28 protein-coding genes are annotated in these 22,635 nt (G+C 46.4%); all 28 read left to right on the forward strand.

What is annotated here, in order from left to right:
• The first annotated feature begins 328 nt into the window (after nucleotides 1-328).
• The gene (gene rpoB, locus OKX56_RS13145) at nucleotides 329-3,769 is read left to right on the forward strand and encodes a DNA-directed RNA polymerase subunit beta (RefSeq protein WP_019225207.1); all 3,441 of its coding nucleotides are present in this window, start codon (nucleotides 329-331) and stop codon (nucleotides 3,767-3,769) included.
• A gap of 49 nt (nucleotides 3,770-3,818) precedes the next feature.
• Nucleotides 3,819-7,271: a DNA-directed RNA polymerase subunit beta' gene (gene rpoC / locus OKX56_RS13150; protein ID WP_019225208.1), complete on the forward strand. Its 3,453-nt coding sequence runs from the start codon at nucleotides 3,819-3,821 to the stop codon at nucleotides 7,269-7,271.
• Between the two features lie 84 nt (nucleotides 7,272-7,355).
• Nucleotides 7,356-7,607, forward strand: a complete 252-nt coding sequence (locus OKX56_RS13155) for a L7Ae/L30e/S12e/Gadd45 family ribosomal protein (protein ID WP_015043948.1) — start codon at nucleotides 7,356-7,358, stop codon at nucleotides 7,605-7,607.
• Nucleotides 7,608-7,687: 80 nt separating this feature from the next.
• Nucleotides 7,688-8,107: a 30S ribosomal protein S12 gene (gene rpsL / locus OKX56_RS13160; RefSeq protein ID WP_015043947.1), complete on the forward strand. Its 420-nt coding sequence runs from the start codon at nucleotides 7,688-7,690 to the stop codon at nucleotides 8,105-8,107.
• A gap of 84 nt (nucleotides 8,108-8,191) precedes the next feature.
• Nucleotides 8,192-8,662 (forward strand): 30S ribosomal protein S7, encoded by a 471-nt coding sequence (gene rpsG, locus OKX56_RS13165; RefSeq protein WP_015043946.1) that lies wholly within the window; start codon nucleotides 8,192-8,194, stop codon nucleotides 8,660-8,662.
• A 63-nt stretch (nucleotides 8,663-8,725) separates the two neighbouring features.
• Entirely contained in the window at nucleotides 8,726-10,804 is a 2,079-nt protein-coding gene (gene fusA / locus OKX56_RS13170; protein ID WP_019225209.1) for an elongation factor G, read from the forward strand.
• A 58-nt stretch (nucleotides 10,805-10,862) separates the two neighbouring features.
• Nucleotides 10,863-12,065, forward strand: a complete 1,203-nt coding sequence (gene tuf / locus OKX56_RS13175; protein WP_015043944.1) for an elongation factor Tu — start codon at nucleotides 10,863-10,865, stop codon at nucleotides 12,063-12,065.
• A 160-nt stretch (nucleotides 12,066-12,225) separates the two neighbouring features.
• Complete coding sequence (rpsJ, locus tag OKX56_RS13180; RefSeq protein ID WP_015043943.1) at nucleotides 12,226-12,531, forward strand: 30S ribosomal protein S10; 306 nt, start codon at nucleotides 12,226-12,228, stop codon at nucleotides 12,529-12,531.
• A 179-nt stretch (nucleotides 12,532-12,710) separates the two neighbouring features.
• The gene (rplC, locus tag OKX56_RS13185; RefSeq protein WP_015043942.1) at nucleotides 12,711-13,340 is read left to right on the forward strand and encodes a 50S ribosomal protein L3; all 630 of its coding nucleotides are present in this window, start codon (nucleotides 12,711-12,713) and stop codon (nucleotides 13,338-13,340) included.
• Between the two features lie 25 nt (nucleotides 13,341-13,365).
• Nucleotides 13,366-13,998, forward strand: coding sequence for a 50S ribosomal protein L4 (rplD, locus tag OKX56_RS13190; RefSeq protein WP_015043941.1), 633 nt, complete (start codon nucleotides 13,366-13,368; stop codon nucleotides 13,996-13,998).
• Nucleotides 13,991-14,278 (forward strand): 50S ribosomal protein L23, encoded by a 288-nt coding sequence (gene rplW, locus OKX56_RS13195; RefSeq protein ID WP_015043940.1) that lies wholly within the window; start codon nucleotides 13,991-13,993, stop codon nucleotides 14,276-14,278. The genes rplD and rplW overlap by 8 nt, the downstream gene beginning before the upstream one ends.
• A gap of 26 nt (nucleotides 14,279-14,304) precedes the next feature.
• Complete coding sequence (gene rplB / locus OKX56_RS13200; protein WP_019225210.1) at nucleotides 14,305-15,135, forward strand: 50S ribosomal protein L2; 831 nt, start codon at nucleotides 14,305-14,307, stop codon at nucleotides 15,133-15,135.
• An 18-nt stretch (nucleotides 15,136-15,153) separates the two neighbouring features.
• Nucleotides 15,154-15,435, forward strand: coding sequence for a 30S ribosomal protein S19 (gene rpsS / locus OKX56_RS13205; protein ID WP_015043938.1), 282 nt, complete (start codon nucleotides 15,154-15,156; stop codon nucleotides 15,433-15,435).
• Between the two features lie 20 nt (nucleotides 15,436-15,455).
• Nucleotides 15,456-15,797, forward strand: coding sequence for a 50S ribosomal protein L22 (gene rplV, locus OKX56_RS13210; protein ID WP_019225211.1), 342 nt, complete (start codon nucleotides 15,456-15,458; stop codon nucleotides 15,795-15,797).
• A 7-nt stretch (nucleotides 15,798-15,804) separates the two neighbouring features.
• A complete protein-coding gene (gene rpsC / locus OKX56_RS13215) occupies nucleotides 15,805-16,464 on the forward strand; it encodes a 30S ribosomal protein S3 (protein WP_015043936.1) in 660 nt (219 codons plus the stop codon).
• A gap of 1 nt (nucleotide 16,465) precedes the next feature.
• Nucleotides 16,466-16,918: a 50S ribosomal protein L16 gene (gene rplP, locus OKX56_RS13220; protein WP_019225212.1), complete on the forward strand. Its 453-nt coding sequence runs from the start codon at nucleotides 16,466-16,468 to the stop codon at nucleotides 16,916-16,918.
• Nucleotides 16,905-17,105 (forward strand): 50S ribosomal protein L29, encoded by a 201-nt coding sequence (rpmC, locus tag OKX56_RS13225; RefSeq protein ID WP_015043934.1) that lies wholly within the window; start codon nucleotides 16,905-16,907, stop codon nucleotides 17,103-17,105. The genes rplP and rpmC overlap by 14 nt, the downstream gene beginning before the upstream one ends.
• Before the next feature lie 22 nt (nucleotides 17,106-17,127).
• Nucleotides 17,128-17,388: a 30S ribosomal protein S17 gene (rpsQ, locus tag OKX56_RS13230; protein WP_015043933.1), complete on the forward strand. Its 261-nt coding sequence runs from the start codon at nucleotides 17,128-17,130 to the stop codon at nucleotides 17,386-17,388.
• A gap of 42 nt (nucleotides 17,389-17,430) precedes the next feature.
• Nucleotides 17,431-17,799 (forward strand): 50S ribosomal protein L14, encoded by a 369-nt coding sequence (gene rplN, locus OKX56_RS13235; RefSeq protein WP_015043932.1) that lies wholly within the window; start codon nucleotides 17,431-17,433, stop codon nucleotides 17,797-17,799.
• A gap of 27 nt (nucleotides 17,800-17,826) precedes the next feature.
• Nucleotides 17,827-18,171, forward strand: a complete 345-nt coding sequence (gene rplX / locus OKX56_RS13240) for a 50S ribosomal protein L24 (protein ID WP_015043931.1) — start codon at nucleotides 17,827-17,829, stop codon at nucleotides 18,169-18,171.
• A 21-nt stretch (nucleotides 18,172-18,192) separates the two neighbouring features.
• The gene (gene rplE, locus OKX56_RS13245; RefSeq protein WP_015043930.1) at nucleotides 18,193-18,732 is read left to right on the forward strand and encodes a 50S ribosomal protein L5; all 540 of its coding nucleotides are present in this window, start codon (nucleotides 18,193-18,195) and stop codon (nucleotides 18,730-18,732) included.
• Between the two features lie 20 nt (nucleotides 18,733-18,752).
• A complete protein-coding gene (locus OKX56_RS13250; RefSeq protein WP_015043929.1) occupies nucleotides 18,753-18,932 on the forward strand; it encodes a type Z 30S ribosomal protein S14 in 180 nt (59 codons plus the stop codon).
• A gap of 28 nt (nucleotides 18,933-18,960) precedes the next feature.
• Nucleotides 18,961-19,362, forward strand: a complete 402-nt coding sequence (rpsH, locus tag OKX56_RS13255) for a 30S ribosomal protein S8 (RefSeq protein WP_015043928.1) — start codon at nucleotides 18,961-18,963, stop codon at nucleotides 19,360-19,362.
• An 18-nt stretch (nucleotides 19,363-19,380) separates the two neighbouring features.
• Nucleotides 19,381-19,923, forward strand: coding sequence for a 50S ribosomal protein L6 (rplF, locus tag OKX56_RS13260; protein ID WP_019225213.1), 543 nt, complete (start codon nucleotides 19,381-19,383; stop codon nucleotides 19,921-19,923).
• 43 nt (nucleotides 19,924-19,966) lie between these two features.
• Nucleotides 19,967-20,335: a 50S ribosomal protein L18 gene (rplR, locus tag OKX56_RS13265; protein ID WP_019225214.1), complete on the forward strand. Its 369-nt coding sequence runs from the start codon at nucleotides 19,967-19,969 to the stop codon at nucleotides 20,333-20,335.
• 24 nt (nucleotides 20,336-20,359) lie between these two features.
• The gene (gene rpsE, locus OKX56_RS13270; RefSeq protein WP_015043925.1) at nucleotides 20,360-20,857 is read left to right on the forward strand and encodes a 30S ribosomal protein S5; all 498 of its coding nucleotides are present in this window, start codon (nucleotides 20,360-20,362) and stop codon (nucleotides 20,855-20,857) included.
• A 38-nt stretch (nucleotides 20,858-20,895) separates the two neighbouring features.
• Complete coding sequence (gene rplO / locus OKX56_RS13275) at nucleotides 20,896-21,339, forward strand: 50S ribosomal protein L15 (protein WP_015043924.1); 444 nt, start codon at nucleotides 20,896-20,898, stop codon at nucleotides 21,337-21,339.
• Between the two features lies 1 nt (nucleotide 21,340).
• Complete coding sequence (gene secY / locus OKX56_RS13280) at nucleotides 21,341-22,630, forward strand: preprotein translocase subunit SecY (protein ID WP_015043923.1); 1,290 nt, start codon at nucleotides 21,341-21,343, stop codon at nucleotides 22,628-22,630.
• Nucleotides 22,631-22,635 lie beyond the last annotated feature (5 nt).

Here is a 22,635-nt window from a genome sequence, read left to right on the forward strand (position 1 = left end):
TAAATAAAATATACTTGACAAATATCGGTATACTTGTTAGGATTAATAACTGTCACTGTGATCTTAAGCTAAGACAAACCAATAAAGTTGGGAGATAATAGTGTGGATGTATTGCATCTCATGTGAGGCAGCTCCATAAACATTGAAGCGAGGTTTTTTCCCAAAAGCCTTGCTTTTGGTTGTTTATGCCTATCTGCTCTTTGCTTTTTGGTGTTTGGATAGTAATGGATATTTGTATTAAGGTATTCGCAAACAATTATAATTATTTCTTGATTATCTAGTTTTCTGTTGGAACGATCAGGAAAAAACACTGGAAGGGTGAAACGGCATGGTGAATCCTATCAAAGTTGGAACAAGAGAACGGGCAAGTTATGCGAGGCTTCGGGAAGTTCTGGATATGCCCAACTTAATCGAAATTCAACAGAATTCCTACGAGTGGTTTCTGAAGGAAGGGCTGCGCGAAATGTTTCGCGACATTTCCCCAATTCAGGATTTTACCGGAAATCTGGTTTTGGAATTCATAGACTACAGCCTCGGCGATCCAAAATATGAGGTCGAGGAATGTAAAGAACGTGATGTTACGTTTGCAGCGCCTCTCAGAGTCAAAGTACGCCTTATTAATAAGGAAACAGGAGAGGTTAAAGAGCAGGAAGTATTCATGGGGGACTTTCCCCTGATGACCGATAAAGGCACCTTCATTATTAATGGTGCGGAACGTGTTATTGTCAGTCAGTTGGTAAGATCACCCGGCGTTTATTATTCTGAAACAATCGACACCAGCGGTAAAAAGCTTTACGGCGCAACGATTATTCCGAACCGCGGTGCCTGGCTGGAATTTGAGACAGATATTAATGATAATATTTTTGTCCGGGTTGACAGAACCCGTAAACTACCGGCTACTGTACTGATCAGAGCCCTAGGCTATTCAACCAATGGCCGGATTCTCGAAGCGTTCGCTGACAATGAGAACGTTAAAATTACGCTGGAAAGAGACAATACGGAATCAACAGAAGAAGCGCTGGTTGAGATTTATAAACGTCTTCGTCCTGGAGAACCGCCTACGGTGGAGAGTGCCCGCAGTCTTCTGGAATCCTTGTTCTTTGATCCTAGAAGATATGATCTGGCAAAAGTAGGTCGTTATAAGCTGAATAACAAACTGGGTTTGGATATTCCCAAAAACATACGGCATTTGACACCTGAGGACATCATCGCATCGATTTCTCGGATGCTTAAAATAATCAATGGTGAAGGACATATTGATGATATTGATCATCTTGGTAACAGACGTTTGCGTTCGGTTGGCGAGCTTCTTCAGAATCAGTTTAGAATCGGTCTCTCCCGTATGGAGAGAGTGGTAAGAGAAAGAATGACGATTCAGGACATTGAGGGAATTACGCCTCAGGTACTGATCAATATACGTCCAGTCGTGGCCGCGATTAAAGAGTTTTTTGGCAGCAGCCAGTTGTCGCAGTTTATGGACCAGACCAATCCGCTGGCCGAGCTCACGCATAAACGCCGTCTCAGCGCGCTGGGACCTGGCGGTTTAAGCAGAGAGAGAGCCGGATTTGAAGTGCGTGACGTGCATCATTCCCACTATGGCCGGATGTGCCCGATTGAAACGCCTGAAGGTCCAAACATTGGTTTGATTGGTTCACTCAGCACATATGGCCGCATTAATGAGTATGGCTTTATTGAGGCACCTTACCGCAAAGTAGAAAATGGCAAAGTGACGGATGAGATCCATTACTTAACAGCTGATGAAGAGGAAAAATATATTATTGCCCAGGCCAATGCCGCGGTTGGTGAAAATGGGGAGTTTTTAAGCGAAAAGATCGAAGCGCGCCACGGTGAAGATTTCGTCCTGGTTCCGCCGGTAAACATTCAGTATATGGACGTATCGCCGAAGCAGATGGTATCGATTGCCACCGCCTTGATTCCATTCCTCGAGCATGACGATGCTAACCGTGCTCTGATGGGTTCCAACATGCAGCGCCAGGCTGTGCCTCTACTCAAAACAGATGCGCCGTATATTGGCACCGGCATGGAGTATAAGGCTGCTGTTGATTCCGGTGTTTGTCTGGTTTCTCCAAAAGAAGGAACTGCTTTACGGGTTACTTCCGATGAGATCATCATTCAAAACAATGATGGTACAACAACCCGGAATAGACTTTTGAAATACACGCGCAGCAACCAGGGAACCTGTATCAATCAGAAACCGATTGTTGTCAAAGGCCAGAGAATCGATGCTGGTCAGGTAATTGCCGACGGCCCGTCAACAGATAACGGTGAACTTGCCCTCGGGCGAAACGTTCTGGTAGCGTTTATGCCCTGGGAAGGATACAACTATGAGGATGCTATTCTGATCAGCGAGAAGCTGGTTAAAGAAGATTATTTTACGTCCATTCATATTGAGGAATACGAAGCAGATGCCCGGGATACCAAACTTGGGCCTGAAGAGATTACCAGAGATATTCCAAACGTCGGAGAAGATGTTTTGAAAGATCTTGACGAACGTGGTATTATCCGGATCGGTGCCGAAGTGCGCCCTGGAGATATCTTAGTGGGCAAGGTTACTCCGAAAGGGGAAACGGAGCTTACGGCTGAAGAACGCCTGCTAAGAGCAATCTTTGGTGAGAAAGCCAGAGAAGTCAGGGATACTTCTTTACGTGTTCCGCATGGCGAGGCCGGAAAAGTTGTTGATGTTAAAGTATTTAAGCGTGAGAACGGCGATGAACTGGCCCCTGGGGTCAACCAACTCGTAAGAGTCTATATTGCCCAGAAACGTAAGATATCCGTCGGCGATAAAATGGCAGGAAGACACGGAAACAAAGGGGTTATTTCCAGAATTATGCGCCAGGAGGATATGCCCTTTATGCCGGACGGCACGCCGATTGAAATCGTTCTGAACCCGCTCGGTGTTCCATCCCGTATGAATATCGGACAGGTTCTGGAAACCCATCTTGGTTGGGCGGCGAAAGCACTGGGCATGTATATTGCCACACCGGTTTTTGACGGAGCCAGAGAAGATGATGTCTTTGATACCTTGAGAAAGGCCGGACTTCCCGGACATGGAAAATCCGTTCTTTATGACGGCCGTACCGGTGAGCCTTTTGATAATGAAGTTACTGTTGGCTACATGTATATGCTGAAACTTCACCATCTTGTTGATGACAAGATCCATGCCCGTTCTACAGGGCCGTACTCGCTGGTCACCCAGCAGCCGCTCGGCGGGAAAGCGCAGTTCGGTGGTCAGCGCTTCGGTGAGATGGAAGTTTGGGCACTTGAAGCTTATGGCGCATCGTTTACGCTGCAGGAGATACTTACCGTTAAGTCCGATGATGTGGTAGGTAGGGTCAAGACCTACGAAGCAATTGTCAAAGGTGAGAATATTCCTGAGCCGGGTGTGCCAGAATCGTTTAAGGTACTCATCAAGGAATTGCAGAGCCTTGGACTTGATGTTTCCGTACTTTCGGAAGAAGATCAGGAAATTGAAATTAAGGATCTGGATGATGATGTCACAGAAGTTGCCCATGAACTGGGAATGGATGATCAGTATTCCGTGATTGATGCCAATGACGAAAGCGGCATTGGCTATGATAATGAAGATGAGACTCTTGATGAAGATTTGGATGGCGATTTGAATGACAAAACTGAAGATTTCCCTGTCCTGAGTGTTCCCGAGTCTGACCTTGGTAATGATCTTGTTAATGATCTGGACAATGATTTCAGCGACAACATGGATGATGATTTTGATCCGGATTACAAGTAAAGTGTGCGTTTAGATCGAGAAAGCTTGATGGGCGAAAGGAGAGAATACCGTGCTTGATGTGAATAATTTTGAGAGGATGCGTATCGGGTTGGCTTCTCCGGAGATGATCCGCAAATGGTCCTATGGGGAAGTAAAAAAACCTGAAACCATTAATTACCGCACCTTAAAGCCCGAAAGAGAAGGCCTTTTCTGTGAAAAAATATTTGGCCCTACCCGTGACTGGGAGTGCCACTGCGGTAAATATAAGAGAGTCCGTTATAAAGGCATTATTTGTGACCGATGCGGTGTTGAAGTAACGAGGTCTAAAGTCCGCCGCGAGAGAATGGGACATATTGAGCTGGCTGCGCCGGTTTCCCATATCTGGTACTTCAAAGGGATTCCGAGCAGAATGGGGCTTCTGCTGGACATGTCACCACGTTCCCTGGAAAAAGTTCTATATTTTGTCGCGTATATCGTTGTTGATCCAAAGGATACCTCCCTGATGAAAAAACAGCTTCTTACCGAGACAGAATACCGGGAGGCCAGGGAAAAATACGGCAGTGGCTTCAAGGCGGAGATGGGTGCTGAGGCCATCAAGGCGTTATTAACCGAGATTGATCTGGATAAACTGAACGAAGAACTTCGCACCGAGCTTAAGGAAGTGTCCGGTCAGCGGAAAATCAGGGCGATCAGACGTCTGGAAGTTGTCGAAGCATTTAAACAGTCCGGAAACAGTCCGGAATGGATGGTTCTTGATGCGATCCCGGTTATTCCACCAGAACTGCGGCCGATGGTTCAGCTGGATGGCGGAAGGTTTGCAACCTCCGACCTGAATGATCTGTACCGCAGGGTTATTAATAGAAATAACAGGCTGAAAAAGCTTCTTGACCTTGGCGCTCCTGATATTATTGTCCGGAACGAAAAAAGAATGCTTCAAGAAGCTGTTGACGCACTGATTGACAATGGCCGTCGCGGACGGCCGGTTACCGGACCCGGCAACAGGCCGCTAAAATCGTTGAGTGATATGCTGAAAGGCAAGCAGGGAAGATTCCGTCAGAACCTTTTAGGAAAACGTGTTGACTATTCCGGCCGTTCTGTTATCGTTGTAGGGCCGACACTGAAGCTTTCCCAGTGCGGGTTGCCGAAAGAGATGGCGATTGAGCTGTTTAAGCCTTTCGTGATGAAAAACTTAGTTAATGAGGGTTATGCCCATAATATTAAAAGCGCCAAGCGAATGGTGGAAAGGGTAAGACCGGAAGTATGGGATGTCCTGGAAAAAGTCATTGCTGAGCATCCAGTGCTCCTGAACCGTGCCCCAACGCTGCACAGACTTGGAATTCAGGCTTTTGAGCCTATCCTTGTCGAAGGTAAGGCTCTGCAGATTCACCCGCTCGTTTGTACGGCTTACAATGCCGACTTCGATGGGGACCAGATGGCGGTTCACGTGCCGCTTTCCGCTGAGGCCCAGTCTGAAGCTCGGCTGCTGATGCTGTCTGCGCACAATATCCTGAACCCGAAAGACGGACGCCCGGTAGCTTCACCAACCAAAGATATGGTTCTGGGCTGCTACTATCTGACAATGGAAAGACCTGGAGCCCTTGGTGAAGGCAAGATCTTCAAGGATCTGGATGAAGCGGTTCTGGCGTACAATTCCAAAGCTGTCCATCTTCAAGCCTTGATCAAGGTGCGCAAGGATGGAAAACTTCTGGAGACAACGACAGGAAGACTCATTTTCAATACCGTTATTCCTGAAGAAGCCGGTTATATAAACGAAATGGTCACTAAGAAGTCTTTAGATAAAATTGTTGCCAAGACTTACCGTTTTTGCGGTTACGAGAAGACAGCCTTATTGCTGGACGGAATAAAAAATCTAGGCTTTAAGTTTTCGACACGAGCCGGAGTCACGGTCGGTATTGACGATATCCAGGTTCCCGAAGTCAAGAGAACGATTCTGGCCGAGGCGGATATTGCTGTTGCCAAGACCGAACAGCAGTACCGACGCGGTCTCATTACCGATGAAGAGCGCAAGATCCTTGTTATCGAAATCTGGACTAAAGCCAATGATTCCGTAACGAAAGCTTTGATGGAATCACTGGATAAGTTTAATCCGGTTTATATGATGGCCAATTCCGGAGCGCGTGGTAATATTCAGCAGCTGCGTCAGCTGGCAGGGATGCGCGGACTGATGGCAGACCCGTCAGGCCGAACGATTGAACTGCCTATTAAAGCCAACTTCCGTGAAGGCCTGACTGTGTTGGAGTACTTTATCTCTTCGCACGGTGCGCGTAAAGGTTTGGCTGACACCGCACTCAGAACTGCCGACTCCGGGTATCTGACCCGCAGACTCGTCGATGTATCCCAGGATGTCATTGTCCGGGAGGATGATTGCGGCTCCGATAAAGGCATTATGGTCGAAGACATCAAGGAAGGCAGTGAAATGATCGAGAAACTGGAAGAACGTCTGGTAGGACGGTTCCTGGTAAGAGAGATCCGTCATCCTGAAACAGGCGAACTGCTGGCTTCTCCCGATTACGAAATCAGTGAAGAACAAGCTAAAGCGATTGCTGATGTTTATGACAAAGTTGAGATAAGGTCCGTGCTGAACTGTAAGACCCGTTACGGCGTTTGCAAGAAATGCTACGGCAGAAACCTTGCCACCGGACGTCAGGTTGAAATCGGCGAAGCAGTCGGCATTATCGCTGCCCAATCTATCGGTGAACCTGGAACCCAGCTTACGATGCGTACTTTCCACACCGGTGGTGTTGCCGGAGACGACATTACTCAGGGTCTGCCGAGGGTAGAGGAACTGTTTGAAGCACGCAAGCCCAAAGGCCAGGCGATTATCTCCGAAATCAGTGGCACAATTACGATTAGAGAAGTCAAAGGCCGCAGAGAAGTGGAAGTCACGAGCGAAACCGGGGAACAAGGAATCTATACCATACCGTTTGGTTCCCGCCTCAAAGTCAAGAATGGCCAGGTCATTTCCCCAGGTGACGAATTGACCGAAGGCAGCATTAATCCTCATGATACGCTGAAGATCAAGGGAATAATCGGTGTACAGGTCTATCTGCTCGGAGAAGTGCAGCGGGTATACCGTCTGCAGGGCGTTGATATCAATGACAAGCATATCGAGGTGATGGTCCGGCAGATGCTCAGAAAAGTTAAGATAGAAGAAGCCGGAGACACCAGCCTTCTACCCGGTGGACTGATCGATATCTTCGAGTTTGAGGAGGAAAACGCGAAAGTCTTGCAGGAAGGCGGAGAACCTGCTGAATGCCGTCCGGTTCTGCTCGGAATTACCAAGGCTTCTCTCGCTACCGATTCCTTCCTCTCGGCAGCATCTTTCCAGGAGACAACCAGAGTACTCACGGAAGCTGCTATTAAAGGAAAAGTCGATCCGCTGATTGGCCTGAAAGAGAATGTCATCATCGGAAAACTAATCCCTGCTGGTACCGGGATGTCCAAATACCGCACCCTGAAGGTCACAGACAGCGGGGCCCTTCAGTCCAGGACTGAAGTCTAGAGCAATTGTGTTCTTGACATGGAAATAGGCTACTGCTAAAATAGTATAGTCTGATTTTAGAATAGGGGAGGAGAGCATTTTAAAATGCTTGATGAATCTATAAAAAAAACGCAAAGAGTTGTGGTTGGTTTTAAACAAACCAGCCGGGCGCTGGAGAAAGGCGAAGTCGGCAGTATTTATCTTGCCAAGGATGCAGATCAAAAGCTTCTTCGCCCGATCCTGGAGATGTGTGCTGTCAGACAAATTGAAATCAAGGAAGTTCCTACGATGACTGAATTGGGTAAAGCCTGTGGTATTAAAGTAGGTGCTGCAGTCGCAGCCATTCTGAATGACTAGGGTTCCTATAAACAGCTTTCTTGGTTGCCAAAAACCATCTGATTTTTGTAGAATAATTATTACAGGAAGGAGGTGCAGTTATGCCGACAATTCATCAGCTTATCCGCAAAGGGAGAGAAAAGGTTATTGCAAAATCGACCGCTCCTGCTCTGCAATGGGGACATAATTCACTGAAACGCAAGGATTTTCCTTCGGGTGGTTCTCCGCAAAAGAGAGGGGTATGTACGAGAGTGTATACCACAACACCTAAAAAACCGAATTCTGCTCTGAGAAAGGTAGCCCGTGTCCGCCTGACCAATGGCATTGAAATAACCACGTATATTCCTGGAATCGGCCATAACCTTCAGGAACACTCCGTAGTTCTGGTTCGTGGAGGCCGTGTTAAGGATCTTCCGGGCGTACGTTATCATATCGTTCGTGGGGCATTGGATACAACCGGTGTTCAAAACCGAAGTCAGGCTCGTTCCAAGTATGGGGCCAAGAGACCTAAGAAAAAATAATGTATAAGTATCGTAGCCTAAAATATGTTATATTTTGGCTGCACTCTAATTTTATTGCAGTGTTTTTAGAAAGGAGGAATACAGTTGCCCAGAAAAGGTTATATTGCGAAAAGAGAGATCCTGCCGGATCCAATCTATAAGAATAAGACCGTCACAAAATTTATCAACCAGATTATGCTTGATGGCAAAAAAGGTGTTGCTGAATCGAATTGCTATAATGCCTTTCAGATTATTCAAGATAAGACCGGTAAAGATCCGATCGAAGTATTTGAGACAGCATTAAAAAATGTTATGCCTGTATTAGAAGTCAAAGCACGCAGAGTCGGTGGCGCCAACTATCAGGTGCCGATCGAAGTACGTGTGGACCGTCGTCTGACCCTAGGCCTGCGCTGGCTGGTTGAGTATGCCCGTAAAAGGGGAGAAAAAACCATGCAGGAAAAACTGGCCGGAGAGCTAATGGATGCTGCCAACAATACTGGCGGTTCTTATAAGAAAAAAGAAGATACCCATAAAATGGCCGAAGCAAACAAGGCTTTTGCCCATTATCGCTGGTAATCACAATGATTAGCTTGGGGTTACTTTAGAGTTTATTTATCTGGATAGAGAGGCTGATAATAAGTGGCAAGGCAAGTTCCCTTGGAGAAAACTCGGAATATCGGCATCATGGCGCATATTGATGCTGGAAAGACCACAACCACAGAGCGCATCTTATTTTACACTGGCCGTGTTCATAAAATCGGTGAAGTGCATGATGGTGCTGCCACGATGGATTGGATGGTTCAGGAGCAGGAGCGTGGGATTACCATTACTTCTGCAGCTACCACCTGTCAATGGAAAGGGCACAATGTTAATATCATTGACACACCCGGGCACGTTGATTTTACTGTTGAGGTTGAGCGCTCTCTGCGCGTGCTGGACGGCGCTGTAGCAGTGTTCTGTTCAGTTGGCGGGGTTGAGCCTCAGTCGGAAACAGTTTGGCGCCAGGCCGACAAATACGGTGTACCTCGTATCGCTTATATAAATAAGATGGACAGAGTCGGTGCGGATTTTTTCCGTGGAGTTTCCATGATTGTTGACCGCCTGGGATCAAATCCTGTTCCTATTCAGCTTCCGATTGGAACTGAAGACAAATTTAGCGGGATTGTGGATTTGGTTACCATGAAAGCAACAATATACACAGATGACCTCGGCACAGCAAGCGATGTTTCCGATATTCCTGCAGACCTGATGGAATTGGCGCAGGAATACCGTGAAAAATTGCTGGAAGCTGTCTCAGATGTCGATGAAGAATTGATGATGAAATATCTGGAGGGCGCAGAGATTTCCGAACAGGAAATCAAGCAGGCGATCCGCAAAGGCACAATTAACTTAAAATTCATTCCGGTTTTATGCGGATCATCCTTCAAGAACAAAGGGGTTCAGCCTTTGCTTGATGCTGTCGTCGATTATATGCCGTCGCCTCTTGATGTGCCGGCTATCCAGGGTGTCAATCCGGATACCGGTGAGGAAGACGTGCGTCATTCCGATGATAACGCACCTTTTTCAGCATTGGCATTTAAAATTATGTCGGATCCTTATGTTGGAAAATTGACCTTCTTCCGCGTTTATTCCGGAACGCTCAGTGCGGGTTCCTATATCACGAACTCGACCAAGGGCAAGAAGGAAAGAATTGGCCGTATTCTTCGGATGCACGCCAATCACCGCGAAGATGTCGATGAAGTCCGCGCTGGGGATATCGCTGCAGCTGTCGGCATCAAAGATGTCAGCACAGGGGATACGTTATGCGATGAAAAGAACCGCGTTATTCTCGAATCGATGGTATTCCCCGAACCAGTTATTCATATTGCAATTGAACCTAAAACAAAGGCTGACCAGGAAAAGCTTGGCGGATCACTCGCAAAGCTTGCTGAAGAAGATCCTACCTTTAAGATGCGTACGGATGAAGAAACCGGACAAACCATTATTTCAGGGATGGGAGAACTTCACCTGGAAATCATTGTTGACAGACTGATGAGAGAGTTTAAAGTTGACTGTAATGTGGGTCGTCCACAGGTAGCCTATAAGGAAACGATCCGCAAGCATGTCAAAGCAGAAGGAAAATATGTTCGGCAGTCTGGTGGACGTGGACAGTATGGTCACTGCTGGGTTGAATTCGAACCGCTAGAACAGGGCACTGGCTTTGTATTTGAAAGCAAGATTGTCGGTGGCGTTATTCCTAAAGAATATATATCGCCGATCGGTGCTGGTATAGAAGAAGCCCTTCAAAATGGTATCTTGGCCGGGTATCCGGTTCTGGATATCAAGGCGACCGTCGTTGACGGATCCTACCATGATGTCGACTCCTCTGAAATGGCCTTCAAAATTGCCGGTTCAATGGCTTTCAAAGCAGCGGCTGCCAAAGCAGACCCCGCAATTCTGGAGCCAATGATGAAGGTGGAAGTCACCGTGCCGGAAGAATATATGGGCGATGTCATCGGAGATTTGAACTCGCGCCGAGGCAGAATCGAAGGTATGGAAGCTCGTTCGGGTGCCCAGATTATTCGTGGTTATGTGCCGCTTTCGGAGATGTTCGGTTATGCGACAGAGCTCCGTTCCCGTACTCAGGGCAGGGGCGTATATTCAATGCAGTTTGATCACTATGAGGAAGTGCCCAAAAATATTGCCGAAGGTATTATTGCCAAGCGGCAGGGGGCTTAATATAGAAATTAACTGCAAAAAAATAACATTTTAAATTTATTTAAGGAGTGAAACTTAAATGGGTAAACAAAAATTTGACCGTTCCAAGCCGCACGTTAACGTAGGTACAATTGGCCACGTTGACCATGGTAAAACGACAACGACTGCTGCGATTACATTTGTTTTGTCCAAGGTCGGCGGTGCTGTTGCAACTGCATTTGATCAGATCGACAAAGCGCCTGAAGAGCGTGAACGCGGAATTACGATTTCTACCGCTCATGTTGAGTATGAAACGGCAAACCGTCACTATGCTCACGTTGACTGCCCGGGCCATGCTGACTATGTTAAAAACATGATCACCGGTGCTGCTCAGATGGACGGTGCCATCCTGGTTGTATCCGCTGCTGACGGCCCGATGCCTCAGACGCGTGAACACATCCTTCTTGCCCGTCAGGTAGGTGTGCCTTACATCGTTGTATGGCTGAACAAAGTTGACATGGTTGATGATCCTGAACTTCTCGAACTGGTTGAAATGGAAGTTCGTGAGCTGTTAAGTGAATATGAATTTCCCGGTGATGATATTCCTGTTATTCCCGGTTCCGGACTCAAAGCTCTGGAGTGCGGATGCGGACAGAGAGACTGCGAATGGTGCGGCAAAATCTGGAATCTGATGGATGCTGTTGACAGCTATATTCCTCAACCGGAACGTGCTGTAGACAAACCATTCCTGATGCCTGTAGAAGATGTCTTCACGATCACTGGTCGTGGTACTGTTGCTACCGGCCGTGTAGAGCGTGGTGTCCTTAAAGTCGGCGATGAAATTGAAATCGTTGGTCTTTCTGAAAAACCGCGTAAGAGTGTTTGCACAGGCGTTGAAATGTTCCGAAAACTGCTCGATCAGGCTCAGGCCGGTGACAATATCGGCGCTCTGCTGCGTGGTGTCGAGCGTAAAGACATTGAGCGCGGACAGGTTCTGGCTAAACCAGGAAGTATTAAACCGCATACGAAGTTTAGCGGTGAAGTTTACATTCTGAGTAAAGAAGAAGGCGGACGTCATACGCCGTTCTTCAACAACTATCGTCCTCAGTTCTACTTCAGAACAACCGACGTTACTGGTGTAATCAAACTCCCAGAAGGCACAGAAATGATTATGCCTGGTGACCGTGTATCCATCGAGTGCGAATTGATCACCCCCATTGCTATGGAAGAGGGACTCCGCTTCGCTATCCGTGAAGGCGGACGTACTGTTGGGTCCGGCGTTGTAGCCAAAGTTGTCGAATAATTAGCTGCTGATATTAAGGGAAGCTGCCAGAAATTGTCTGCACAGCTTCCCTGATGCTCTCTACGCAAAAGGTTGCTGTCTTCGGTGACTCCGCCGTAAGGCAGGGAATTTTTGCGCCAATAGTCCTGTTTAACAGGCGATATATTTAGGAGGTAAAGAAATGAACCAAAAGATTAGAATTCGGCTGAAGGCCTTTGACCACAAAACGCTTGATCAGTCGGCAGAAAGAATTGTTGATACCGCGAAAAGAACCGGTGCGAGCGTCAATGGGCCAATACCCCTTCCGACCGAAAAGAGTATTTACACTATTTTACGTTCTCCGCATGTCAACAAGGATTCCCGTGAACAGTTTGAAATGAGAACACACAAGAGATTGATCGATATTATTGATCCTACCTCGAAAACAGTGGATGCACTGATGAGACTGGATCTGCCTTCCGGTGTAGATATCGAAATTAAATTATAATTAGAGTCTGGCGTTTTTTTAGAATATGTGGTAGAATAGATATGTTTGTGACACGAAACACCCGGAGGTGTGGAACACCTTTGGGGTAAGTGTTGCTAAACGCATATAATATATTAATTGATTACACTCTCGTGCCCCGTTTCAGACGGTGCACTTCAAAGTGTACAGGAGGTGGCGTCGTGTCTAGAGGAATTCTGGGTAAAAAAGTGGGTATGACCCAAATTTTTGCAGAAGACGGAAAAGTGATTCCGGTGACTGTTGTTCAGGCCGGTCCTTGTTATGTCCTGCAGAAAAAAACTGAAGCTTCAGACGGTTATAATGCAATTCAGGTTGGTTTTGATGAGAAAAGAGAAAATCTTGCAACTAAACCTGAAAAAGGTCATTTCAAAAAATCCGGTGTCAAATTCATGCGCTTCATCAAGGAATTCAGAACTGCTGAGGCAGATTCCTTCGAAGTTGGTCAGGAAATCAAAGCAGATATCTTCGCAGCCGGTGACAAAGTTGATGTAGTCGGAACTTCCAAAGGTAAGGGCTTTGCTGGTATGCATAAGCGTCATGGAGCCCGCCGCGGACCCATGGGTCATGGATCAAAATATCATCACCGTACAGGTTCCATGGGCGCGAAAGGGCCAGCTCGTGTTTTCAAGGGAAGAAATTTACCTGGACGGATGGGTGGAGAAAGAGTTACGGTTCAAAACCTTGAAGTTGTAAGGGTTGATACTGATAAAAACTACATCCTTATTCGAGGATGCGTACCTGGTGCTAAAAAAAGCCTGCTGATACTGAAAGAATCGGTTAAAGCGAAATAATCCGTAAGGAAAGGAGGATAAAGCAATGCCTAAGGTACAGGTTGTAAATATGCAAGGATCTCCGGTTGGAGAAATGGAATTAAATGAAACGATATTTGGAATAGAGCCCAATACCCATGTTATGCATTCCGCTGTTGTAGCCCAGCTGGCCAACGCCAGAGTCGGCACCCATTCTACATTAGGTCGGAGCGAAGTCAGAGGCGGCGGTCGCAAGCCTTGGAAACAAAAAGGAACAGGTCGGGCCAGAGCCGGCACGATCCGTTCACCGCTCTGGAGAGGCGGCGGCATCGTATTTGGACCAAAACCGAGAGACTATAGTAAAAAGCTTCCTAAGAAAGTGAAGAGACTGGCTCTGTGCTCTGCGCTTTCCAGCAAAGTGATTGACAACAGCCTGATCGTGGTTGATCAAATCAGCTTTGAGCAGCCAAAAACCAAAGAAATGGTTAAACTTTTGGAAGCTCTGAAAATTGATAAAAAAGCGCTTCTCGTTGTCGAGAACAATGACGATAATAACGTTCTGGTCTCTGCGCGCAACATTCAGGGAGTGCTTACCTCAAGAGCAGATGCCTTAAATGTTATAGATCTTTTGAAATATGATTTTGTGGTATTTACCAAGGCGGCTGTGATGAGGACTGAGGAGGTGCTGAGCAATGCGTGATGCTCGTGACGTACTGATTCGACCGGTCATTTCTGAAAAATCGGTCGGATTGGTAGAGGAAAACAAATACTCCTTCTGGGTTAGCACTGCAGCTAATAAGATTGAAATCAAATCAGCTGTAGAGAAAATGTTCAAAGTTAAAGTTGATGACGTTCGCACCATGAAGGTTAAAGGAAAAGAAAAACGTCAGGGCCGTTATTCGGGCATGACACCTACCAGGAAGAAAGCTATCGTAACCCTGAAGGCCGGCGACAAAATTGAAGGATTTGCAGGTCTGTAGTTTTAAGGCAAAGGAGGTAGAAAAAAATGCCAATTAGATCGTACAAACCAACATCTCCGGGACGCAGACAGATGACTGTACTGAATTTCGATGAGATTACCAGGAATGAGCCTGAACGTTCCCTTATCGCCCCCCTGCGCAAGAAGGCTGGAAGGAATAATACAGGACGTTTGACAGTCCGTCACCAAGGCGGCGGTCATAAGAGACGTTATCGTCTGATAGATTTTAAAAGAATCAAAGATGGCGTTCCTGCCAAAGTTGCTAGCATTGAATATGATCCGAACCGTTCTGCTAACATCGCTCTTCTGAACTATGCTGACGGCTTTAAAAGTTACATTATTGCTCCCAATGGACTTAAGGTGGGCCAGGAAATTGTAAGCGGCGAACAGGCCGATATTAAAGCCGGCAATACGTTAAAGCTTAAGAATATTCCGGTCGGAACACTGATTCATAATATTGAGATGAAACCCGGCAAAGGCGGCCAGTTAGTCCGTTCAGCCGGTGGATCAGCTCAGTTGATGGCCAAAGAAGGCAGTTATGCAACACTCAGACTCCCGTCGGGAGAAATGAGAATGATCCACATCGAGTGCCGGGCCACGATTGGCCAGGTCGGGAACTTGGATTATGAAAACGTGACGATCGGTAAAGCCGGAAGATCCCGTTGGCTTGGGATTCGTCCGACAGTCCGTGGTTCAGTCATGAACCCGTGTGATCACCCCCACGGCGGTGGTGAAGGACGTAACCCGATTGGACGTAATCCTGTCACTCCTTGGGGTAAACCCGCCCTTGGCGCCAAGACCAGGAAAAAGAAGAACCAAAGCAATAAGTTCATTGTCAAGCGTAGAGATAAGAAGTAAGCGAAAGGAGACCTCATAATGGGCAGATCTCTAAAAAAGGGACCTTATGTCAGCGCTCGTTTGTTAGAACGGGTGGAAGATATGAATAAAAACGGCGAGAAGAGAGTATTGAAGACTTGGTCCAGACGATCCACCATTTTCCCGCAGATGATTGGTCATACGATTGCCGTCCATGACGGACGCAAGCATGTACCTGTTTATATTACAGAAGATATGGTTGGGCATAAACTTGGTGAATTTGCACTGACCCGGACTTTCAAAGGACATGCCGGAAGTGAAAAATCGAGCGGCTTACGCTAGTTGAGAGGAGGTAAAGAAAAATGGAAACAAAAGCAGTTGCTAAATTTATCCGTATCTCTCCTCGCAAGGTGCGCCTGGTTGTAGATCTGATTCGCGGTAAGAAAGTTGAAGAAGCGATGGCGATCTTGAAATTTACGCCGAATATATCTGCTGAACCGGTTGGCAAGGTGCTGAAGTCAGCAGTAGCAAACGCGGAACACAACCTGGAAATGAGTCCGGATGATCTGTATGTTACCAAAGTATTCGTTGATCAAGGACCAACCTTAAAGCGTATCATGCCTCGGGCGCAGGGAAGAGCTGACAGGATCCGCAAACGGACCAGTCACATTACCGTTGTCGTCGGGGATAAGAAGGAGGAATAGGCAAAGCATGGGTCAAAAAGTTAACCCCAAAGGTCTTCGTATTGGCATTATCCGTTCGTGGGAAGGCCGCTGGTATGCTGATAAGAACTACAGGGAGCTCCTCCACGAAGACTTAAAAATCCGTAAATTTGTAACCAACAAACTCCAACAAGCAGGAGTTCCTAAAGTTGAAATAGAGCGCGCTGCAAACCGGGTCAAAGTATCTGTTCATGCCGCAAAACCCGGGATCGTAATTGGCCGCGGTGGCGCTGAAGTCGAGAACCTGCGCAAGGCATTAGAAACAATGACCGGCAAACAGGTTGCAGTTAATATTGTTGAAATTAAAAAGCCTGAACTGGATGCCAAGCTGGTGGCTGACAGTGTCGCTCAGCAACTTGAAAAACGTATTTCTTTCCGGAGGGCGATGAAACAGACCGTAGGTCGCACCATGCGTGCAGGCGCTCAAGGGATCAAGATTTCATGCAGCGGACGTCTGGGTGGAGCTGAAATTGCCCGTACAGAATGGTATAACGAGGGAAAAGTCCCCCTTCATACGCTGCGCGCAGACATTGACTACGGATTTTCCGAAGCCAATACAACGTATGGCAAAATCGGCGTAAAAGTATGGATTTACCGTGGAGAAGTTCTTCCGACCAAGAAGTCCGTTCAGGAGGAAGGAGGATTATAAAATGTTAGTACCAACCAGAGTAAAGCATCGTAAACAACATCGTCCGAGCCTTAAAGGAAAGGCTCAGAGAGGTACTAAAGTAGTTTACGGTGAATATGGACTTATGGCGCTCGAGAATGCCTGGGTTACCAACCGGCAGATTGAGGCAGCTCGTATTGCAATGACCCGTTACATTAAGCGTGGCGGTAAAGTATGGATAAATATCTTTCCTGACAGGCCGATAACTGCAAAACCGGCTGAGACCAGAATGGGTAGTGGTAAAGGTACTCCGGAATACTGGATTGCTGTTATCAAACCCAACAGAGTCATGTTTGAACTGGCCGGTGTTTCTGAGGAAGTTGCCCGTGAAGCGTTAAGGCTCGCAGCTCATAAACTTCCGATTAAATGCAAGTTTGTCCGCAAAGAGGATCAGGCTGAAGAACAGGTTGGAGGTGGCGCAGATGGCGAAGAATAAGAATTTCCCTGATATGACCGATGAAGAGCTCCTGAAACAGATTGACGGGCTCAAAACGGAATTATTCAATTTGCGTTTCCAATTAGCTACCGGACAACTTGATAACCCGATGCGGATCAAAGAGGTCCGTAAAGGGATCGCGAGAGGCAAAACCATTCTCCGTGAGCGCGAGCTCAAACGTGCTTAAGGTAGGAAAGGAGGCAAAAACATTGGAAAGAACAATGCGCAAAACGCAATATGGCAAAGTTGTCAGCGATAAAATGGATAAAACGATTGTTGTTGCAATTGAAACCAGAAAAAAACATCCAATCTATCATAAAACAGTAAAGGTTACCAAAAAATATAAGGCGCATGATGAGAATAACGAGGCTAGACTAGGGGATACCGTCCTGATTATGGAGACCAGACCGTTAAGCAAAGAAAAGAACTGGAGACTGGTCAAAGTTGTTGAAAAAGCGGTTATTCTCTAAGCCAAGGAAATATCAAGCAGCTAAGAAAGGAGGTTCCGCCCAATGATTCAGGCTGAATCAACCCTTAAAGTGGGAGATAATACCGGAGCAAAAAAACTTTTATGTATCCGTGTGTTGGGTGGTTCTAAACGTCGTTACGCATCAATTGGTGATATCATCGTTGCTGCGGTTAAAGAAGCAACACCAGGCGGCGTTGTCAAAAAAGGTGATGTTGTCAAAGCTGTTGTTGTCCGTACTACCAAAGAAATTAAAAGACCAGACGGTTCATATATTCGATTCTCCGAAAATGCAGCAGTTATTATCAAAGATGACAAGAGTCCGAAAGGAACGCGTATTTTTGGACCTGTTGCCCGTGAACTCAGAGAAAAAGATTACATGAAAATCGTTTCGCTGGCACCGGAAGTACTATAGAAAAAACCGGACGGAGGTGAATAAATAATGTCCGCCGAAAGAACAAAAGTAAACGTCAGAAAAGGCGATATGGTCATGGTGATAACCGGCAAGGACGCCGGAAAAAAAGGCAAGGTTCTTGAAGTTCTAACCCAGAAGGGCAGAGTTGTGGTCGAGAAGGTCAACGTTGTAAAGAAACATCAGAAACCGACCAAAGATATGCCCCAAGGTGGAATTGTCGATAAAGAAGCTCCGATTCACAGCTCCAATGTGATGCTGTTTTGCACAGAATGTAATTCTGTCACCAGGAAGAGTGTTAAGATTACTGGAGAAGGTAAAGTGAGAGTCTGCAAGAATTGCGGACACAATTTGCCGGAAGAAAATAAGAAGTAATTCTGGAAGGGAGGTACTCTGGTGGCTCGCTTAAGAGATTATTATAAAAATGAGATAACCCCGGCTCTGCAGAAAAAATTTGATTATAAGAATATCATGCAAACACCGCGTTTGGAAAAAGTGGTTATCAATATAGGTTTGGGAGAAGCGATTCAAAATCCGAAAGCCATAGATTCCGCTGTAGATGATCTCATGACGATTACGGGTCAGAAACCGGTCGTAACACGGGCGAAGAAGTCGATCGCAGCATTTAAGCTTCGTGCAGGCATGCCGATTGGCGTGAAGGTTACTTTAAGAGGTGACCGGATGTATGAGTTTGTTGACAGGCTGCTGAACGTAGCGCTTCCTCGTGTCAGAGATTTTCAGGGAGTATCCGCCAAGGCATTTGACGGCAGAGGCAATTATACCCTCGGCATTAAAGAGCAGCTCATTTTCCCGGAAATTAATTTTGACAAAATTGATAAAATTAGAGGTATGGATATCGTCTTTGTAACAACGGCCAATACGGATGAAGAAGCAAAAGAGCTGCTTAAAGCATTCAGAATGCCGTTTAAGGACTAGATATGAAGGAGGCTTAAGATATGGCCAAGACGTCGATGATTGTTCGTCACCAACCAAAATATTCTGTACGTGTGCATAACCGCTGCAAAATATGTGGCCGCCCGCATGCTTATATGAGGAAATTTGGAATATGCAGGATATGCTTCAGAGAACTGGCTTATAAAGGCGAACTGCCTGGTGTAACGAAGGCTAGTTGGTAAGCATTATTGGAGAAAGGGGGAAATAAAAGTGTCAACAACATCAGATCCTATTGCCGATTTCCTGACACGGATCCGGAATGCCGGGATGGTTTACCACGATAAAGTAGAAATTCCTGCTTCAAGTATCAAGAAGGCTCTGGCCGAACTGCTGAAACAGGAAGGCTTTATCAAGGATTATGAATATATTGATGACAATAAACAGGGGGTCTTGAGATTATACCTCAAGTACGGCCCTAACCGGGAAAGAGTCATTACCGGTTTGAAACGTATCAGTCGTCCCGGTTTAAGAGTTTATGCAAAAAAAGACCAGATTCCTAAGGTTTTAGGAGGTTTGGGCGTTGCTGTGATATCTACCTCCAAAGGCATCATGCCTGACAGACAAGCACGCAGTGAAGGTTTGGGTGGAGAAGTTATCTGCTATATTTGGTAAAGGATGGAGGTGTAGAATATGTCTCGAATTGGTAGAAAAGCAATCACCATTCCAGGCGGGGTGGAAGTTAAACAAGAAGGTCAGGTCGTTACCGTTAAAGGCCCCAAAGGAACGCTTACCAGAGAATTCCGGCCTGAAATCGGTATTCAAGTAGAAGAAAATACAATCAGCGTTACCCGTCCCAACGACGAACCTTTCTACCGTTCGCTTCACGGACTGACCCGCACCCTTCTTGCCAATATGGTGGAAGGTGTATCGAACGGGTTTAGCAAGAATTTGGACCTTGTCGGAGTAGGCTATCGTGCTGCTCTTTCAGGTAAAAAACTTGTGCTTACTGTCGGCAAATCTCATCCGGTTGAAATGGAACCCTATGAAGGGATTGAAATCGAAGTTCCTGCACCGAACAAGGTGATCATTAAAGGAATCGATAAGGAACAAGTCGGTAATTTTGCTGCAGATGTTCGTAAGCAACGTGAACCGGAACCGTATAAAGGTAAAGGGATTAAATACGAAAAAGAAGTCATCCGCCGCAAGGAAGGTAAAACCGGCGGTAAGAAATAAGGTAAGGGCAAAATCTCTTGCCGCGTAGAAAGGATGAAAAAGCTTGATTAAAAAGAGTGACCGCAGAAAAATTTTGAAACATAAGCATAAAAGTGTCCGTAAAAGAATCCAGGGCACAGCTGAAAGACCGCGTATGGCAGTATTTAGAAGCTTAAACCATATTTATGCCCAGGTTATCAACGATGACCTTGGAATCACCCTGGCTGCAGCTTCTTCTCTCGATGCTGAGTTTAAAGCAGCAGAGCTGTCCGGAGGAAACGTTGAGGGAGCTAAAAAAGTTGGCGAACTCATTGCGAAAAAAGTGCTGGATAAAGGAATCACCAAAGTGGTCTATGACCGCGGCGGCAGCCTATATCACGGTAGAGTTGCAGCTCTGGCCGAAGCCGCTAGAGAAGCAGGACTTGACTTCTAATCTTTAGAAAAGGAGGGAAAATCATTGTCAAATATCGATCCTAGTAAACTGGAGCTCACCGAGAAAATTGTACACATTGCCCGTGTTGCTAAAGTTGTCAAAGGCGGAAGACGTTTCAGCTTCAGTGCTCTGGTTGTCGTCGGCGACGGCAATGGTATTGTCGGCGCAGGACTCGGAAAAGCAACCGAAGTTCCGGAGGCTATTCGTAAAGGCGTAGAAGATGCTAAAAAGAATCTGATTGCTGTACCTTTAAAAGGAACATCGATCCCGCATCCGATTCTCGGCCAATTTGGTGCCGGCGAGGTTCTGCTGAAACCCGCTGCCAAAGGTACTGGAGTTATTGCCGGTGGTCCGGTGCGTGCTGTACTCGAAGTAGCAGGGGTTAAAGATATACTCACAAAATCACTGGGATCTTCCAATGCTCATAACGTTGTCAATGCAACGATGGCTGGCCTCAAGGCGCTGAAGCGCGACGTCGACGTTGCCAAAGCCCGCGGCAAGGCAGTGGAAGAAATACTCTAAAATAATGTATCGCAGCACCAAGTAAGGAGGTGTCCATATTGAAACTCCATGAACTCAAACCTGCAGAAGGTTCGACAAAATCACGTAAACGTGTTGGAAGAGGCAATGGCTCAGGACTTGGAAATACAGCCGGCCGTGGCAGCAAGGGTCAGAAAGCCCGTTCCGGCGGCGGTGTCCGTCCCGGATTCGAAGGTGGCCAAATGCCCATTACCCGCAGACTCCCGAAACGCGGTTTTACAAATAATTTTAGAAAAGAATATGAGGTCATCAATGTATCCGATCTTGAAGAAAGATTTGAAAATGGTGAAGAAGTTACCATTGAAGCTTTATTTGAGACTGGACTCATCAATAAAGTCAAGGATGGTGTCAAAGTACTCGGAGACGGGGAATTGACCAAATCATTAACCGTAAAAGTTCATAAGGTAAGCAAAACAGCAGCAGAGAAGATTACTGCTGCCGGAGGAAAAGTAGAGGTGGAATAAATTGATACTTGAAACCCTGAAGGATGCCTGGAAAGTTCCGAGCATTAGAAAGAAAATAGGGTTCACCTTGCTTATGCTTCTGATCTTTAGGATTGGGTCTCACATCCCGATTCCGTTTATGGATCGTGAAGTGCTTCAAAACATGATGGGCAGTGGAGGATTGTTTGATTTCTTCAACACATTCTCTGGTGGCTCCCTGAAACGCTTCTCTGTATTCTCATTAAGTATCATGCCCTATATCACTGCCTCGATCATTATTCAGCTCTTAACGGTCGTCATTCCTTATTTGGAAAGACTATCAAAAGAGGGCGATCAGGGCAGAAAAAAGATTGTTCAGTATACCCGCTATGGTACGGTTGTACTTGGCTTCATCAACGGTTTTGGACTGACCATCGGCTTAAGAGGTGCGCTTACGATTCCTCAAGAGTCGCTTAGGATTCTAATTTACATTATGATTGCAATCGTACTGACCGCAGGTACAGCTTTTCTGATGTGGCTGGGCGAACAGATCACCGAAAAAGGCATTGGCAATGGCATCTCACTCATTATCTTTGCCGGTATTGTTGCTGGGATTCCAGATGCAATCAAGTACTTGGTTGGGCTGCTGCAGGTTGGCGAAATCGGTTGGATATCAATCGTAGGCTTAGTGGTTATTGCAGCGCTGATTATTGCCGCTGTTGTATTTATCCAGGAGGGCCAAAGAAGAATTCCGGTTCAATATGCCAAAAGAGTCGTCGGCCGCAAGCAATACGGTGGACAGAGCTCTCATATTCCATTAAAAGTTAATCAGGCGGGCGTCATTCCGATTATTTTCGGTATTTCCTTAATGGCCTTTCCGGCAACCATTGCGACCTGGCTCCCACAGGACTCAGCCTTCGCTCTTTTTGCCCAGAAATGGCTGCAAATGAACGGCTCAGCCTATTCAATACCGTACTTGATCATGTATGCATTGCTCATTATTTTCTTTACCTATTTCTATACAGGAATTACCTTTAATCCTGTAGATGTCGCGGATAATCTTAAAAAGTACGGCGGTTTTATTCCCGGAATTCGTCCGGGTCGTCCGACTTCAGATTATTTGTTTAAAATCCTGAGCAGAGTGACTTTGGCAGGTGGGATATTCCTGGCACTAATTGCTGTTCTCCCCAGTCTGATCATGGGATTCACCGGAATAGATAACATCTATTTAGGTGGAACATCCCTGCTGATTGTGGTCAGCGTTGCTCTTGATACGATGAAACAGATGGAGAATCAGCTGATGCAGCGTCACTATCAAGGATTTTTAAAGTAGGAGGC

It is taken from the genome of Dehalobacter sp. (assembly GCF_030063005.1).
Taxonomy (GTDB): Bacteria; Bacillota; Desulfitobacteriia; order Desulfitobacteriales; family Syntrophobotulaceae; genus Dehalobacter; species Dehalobacter restrictus.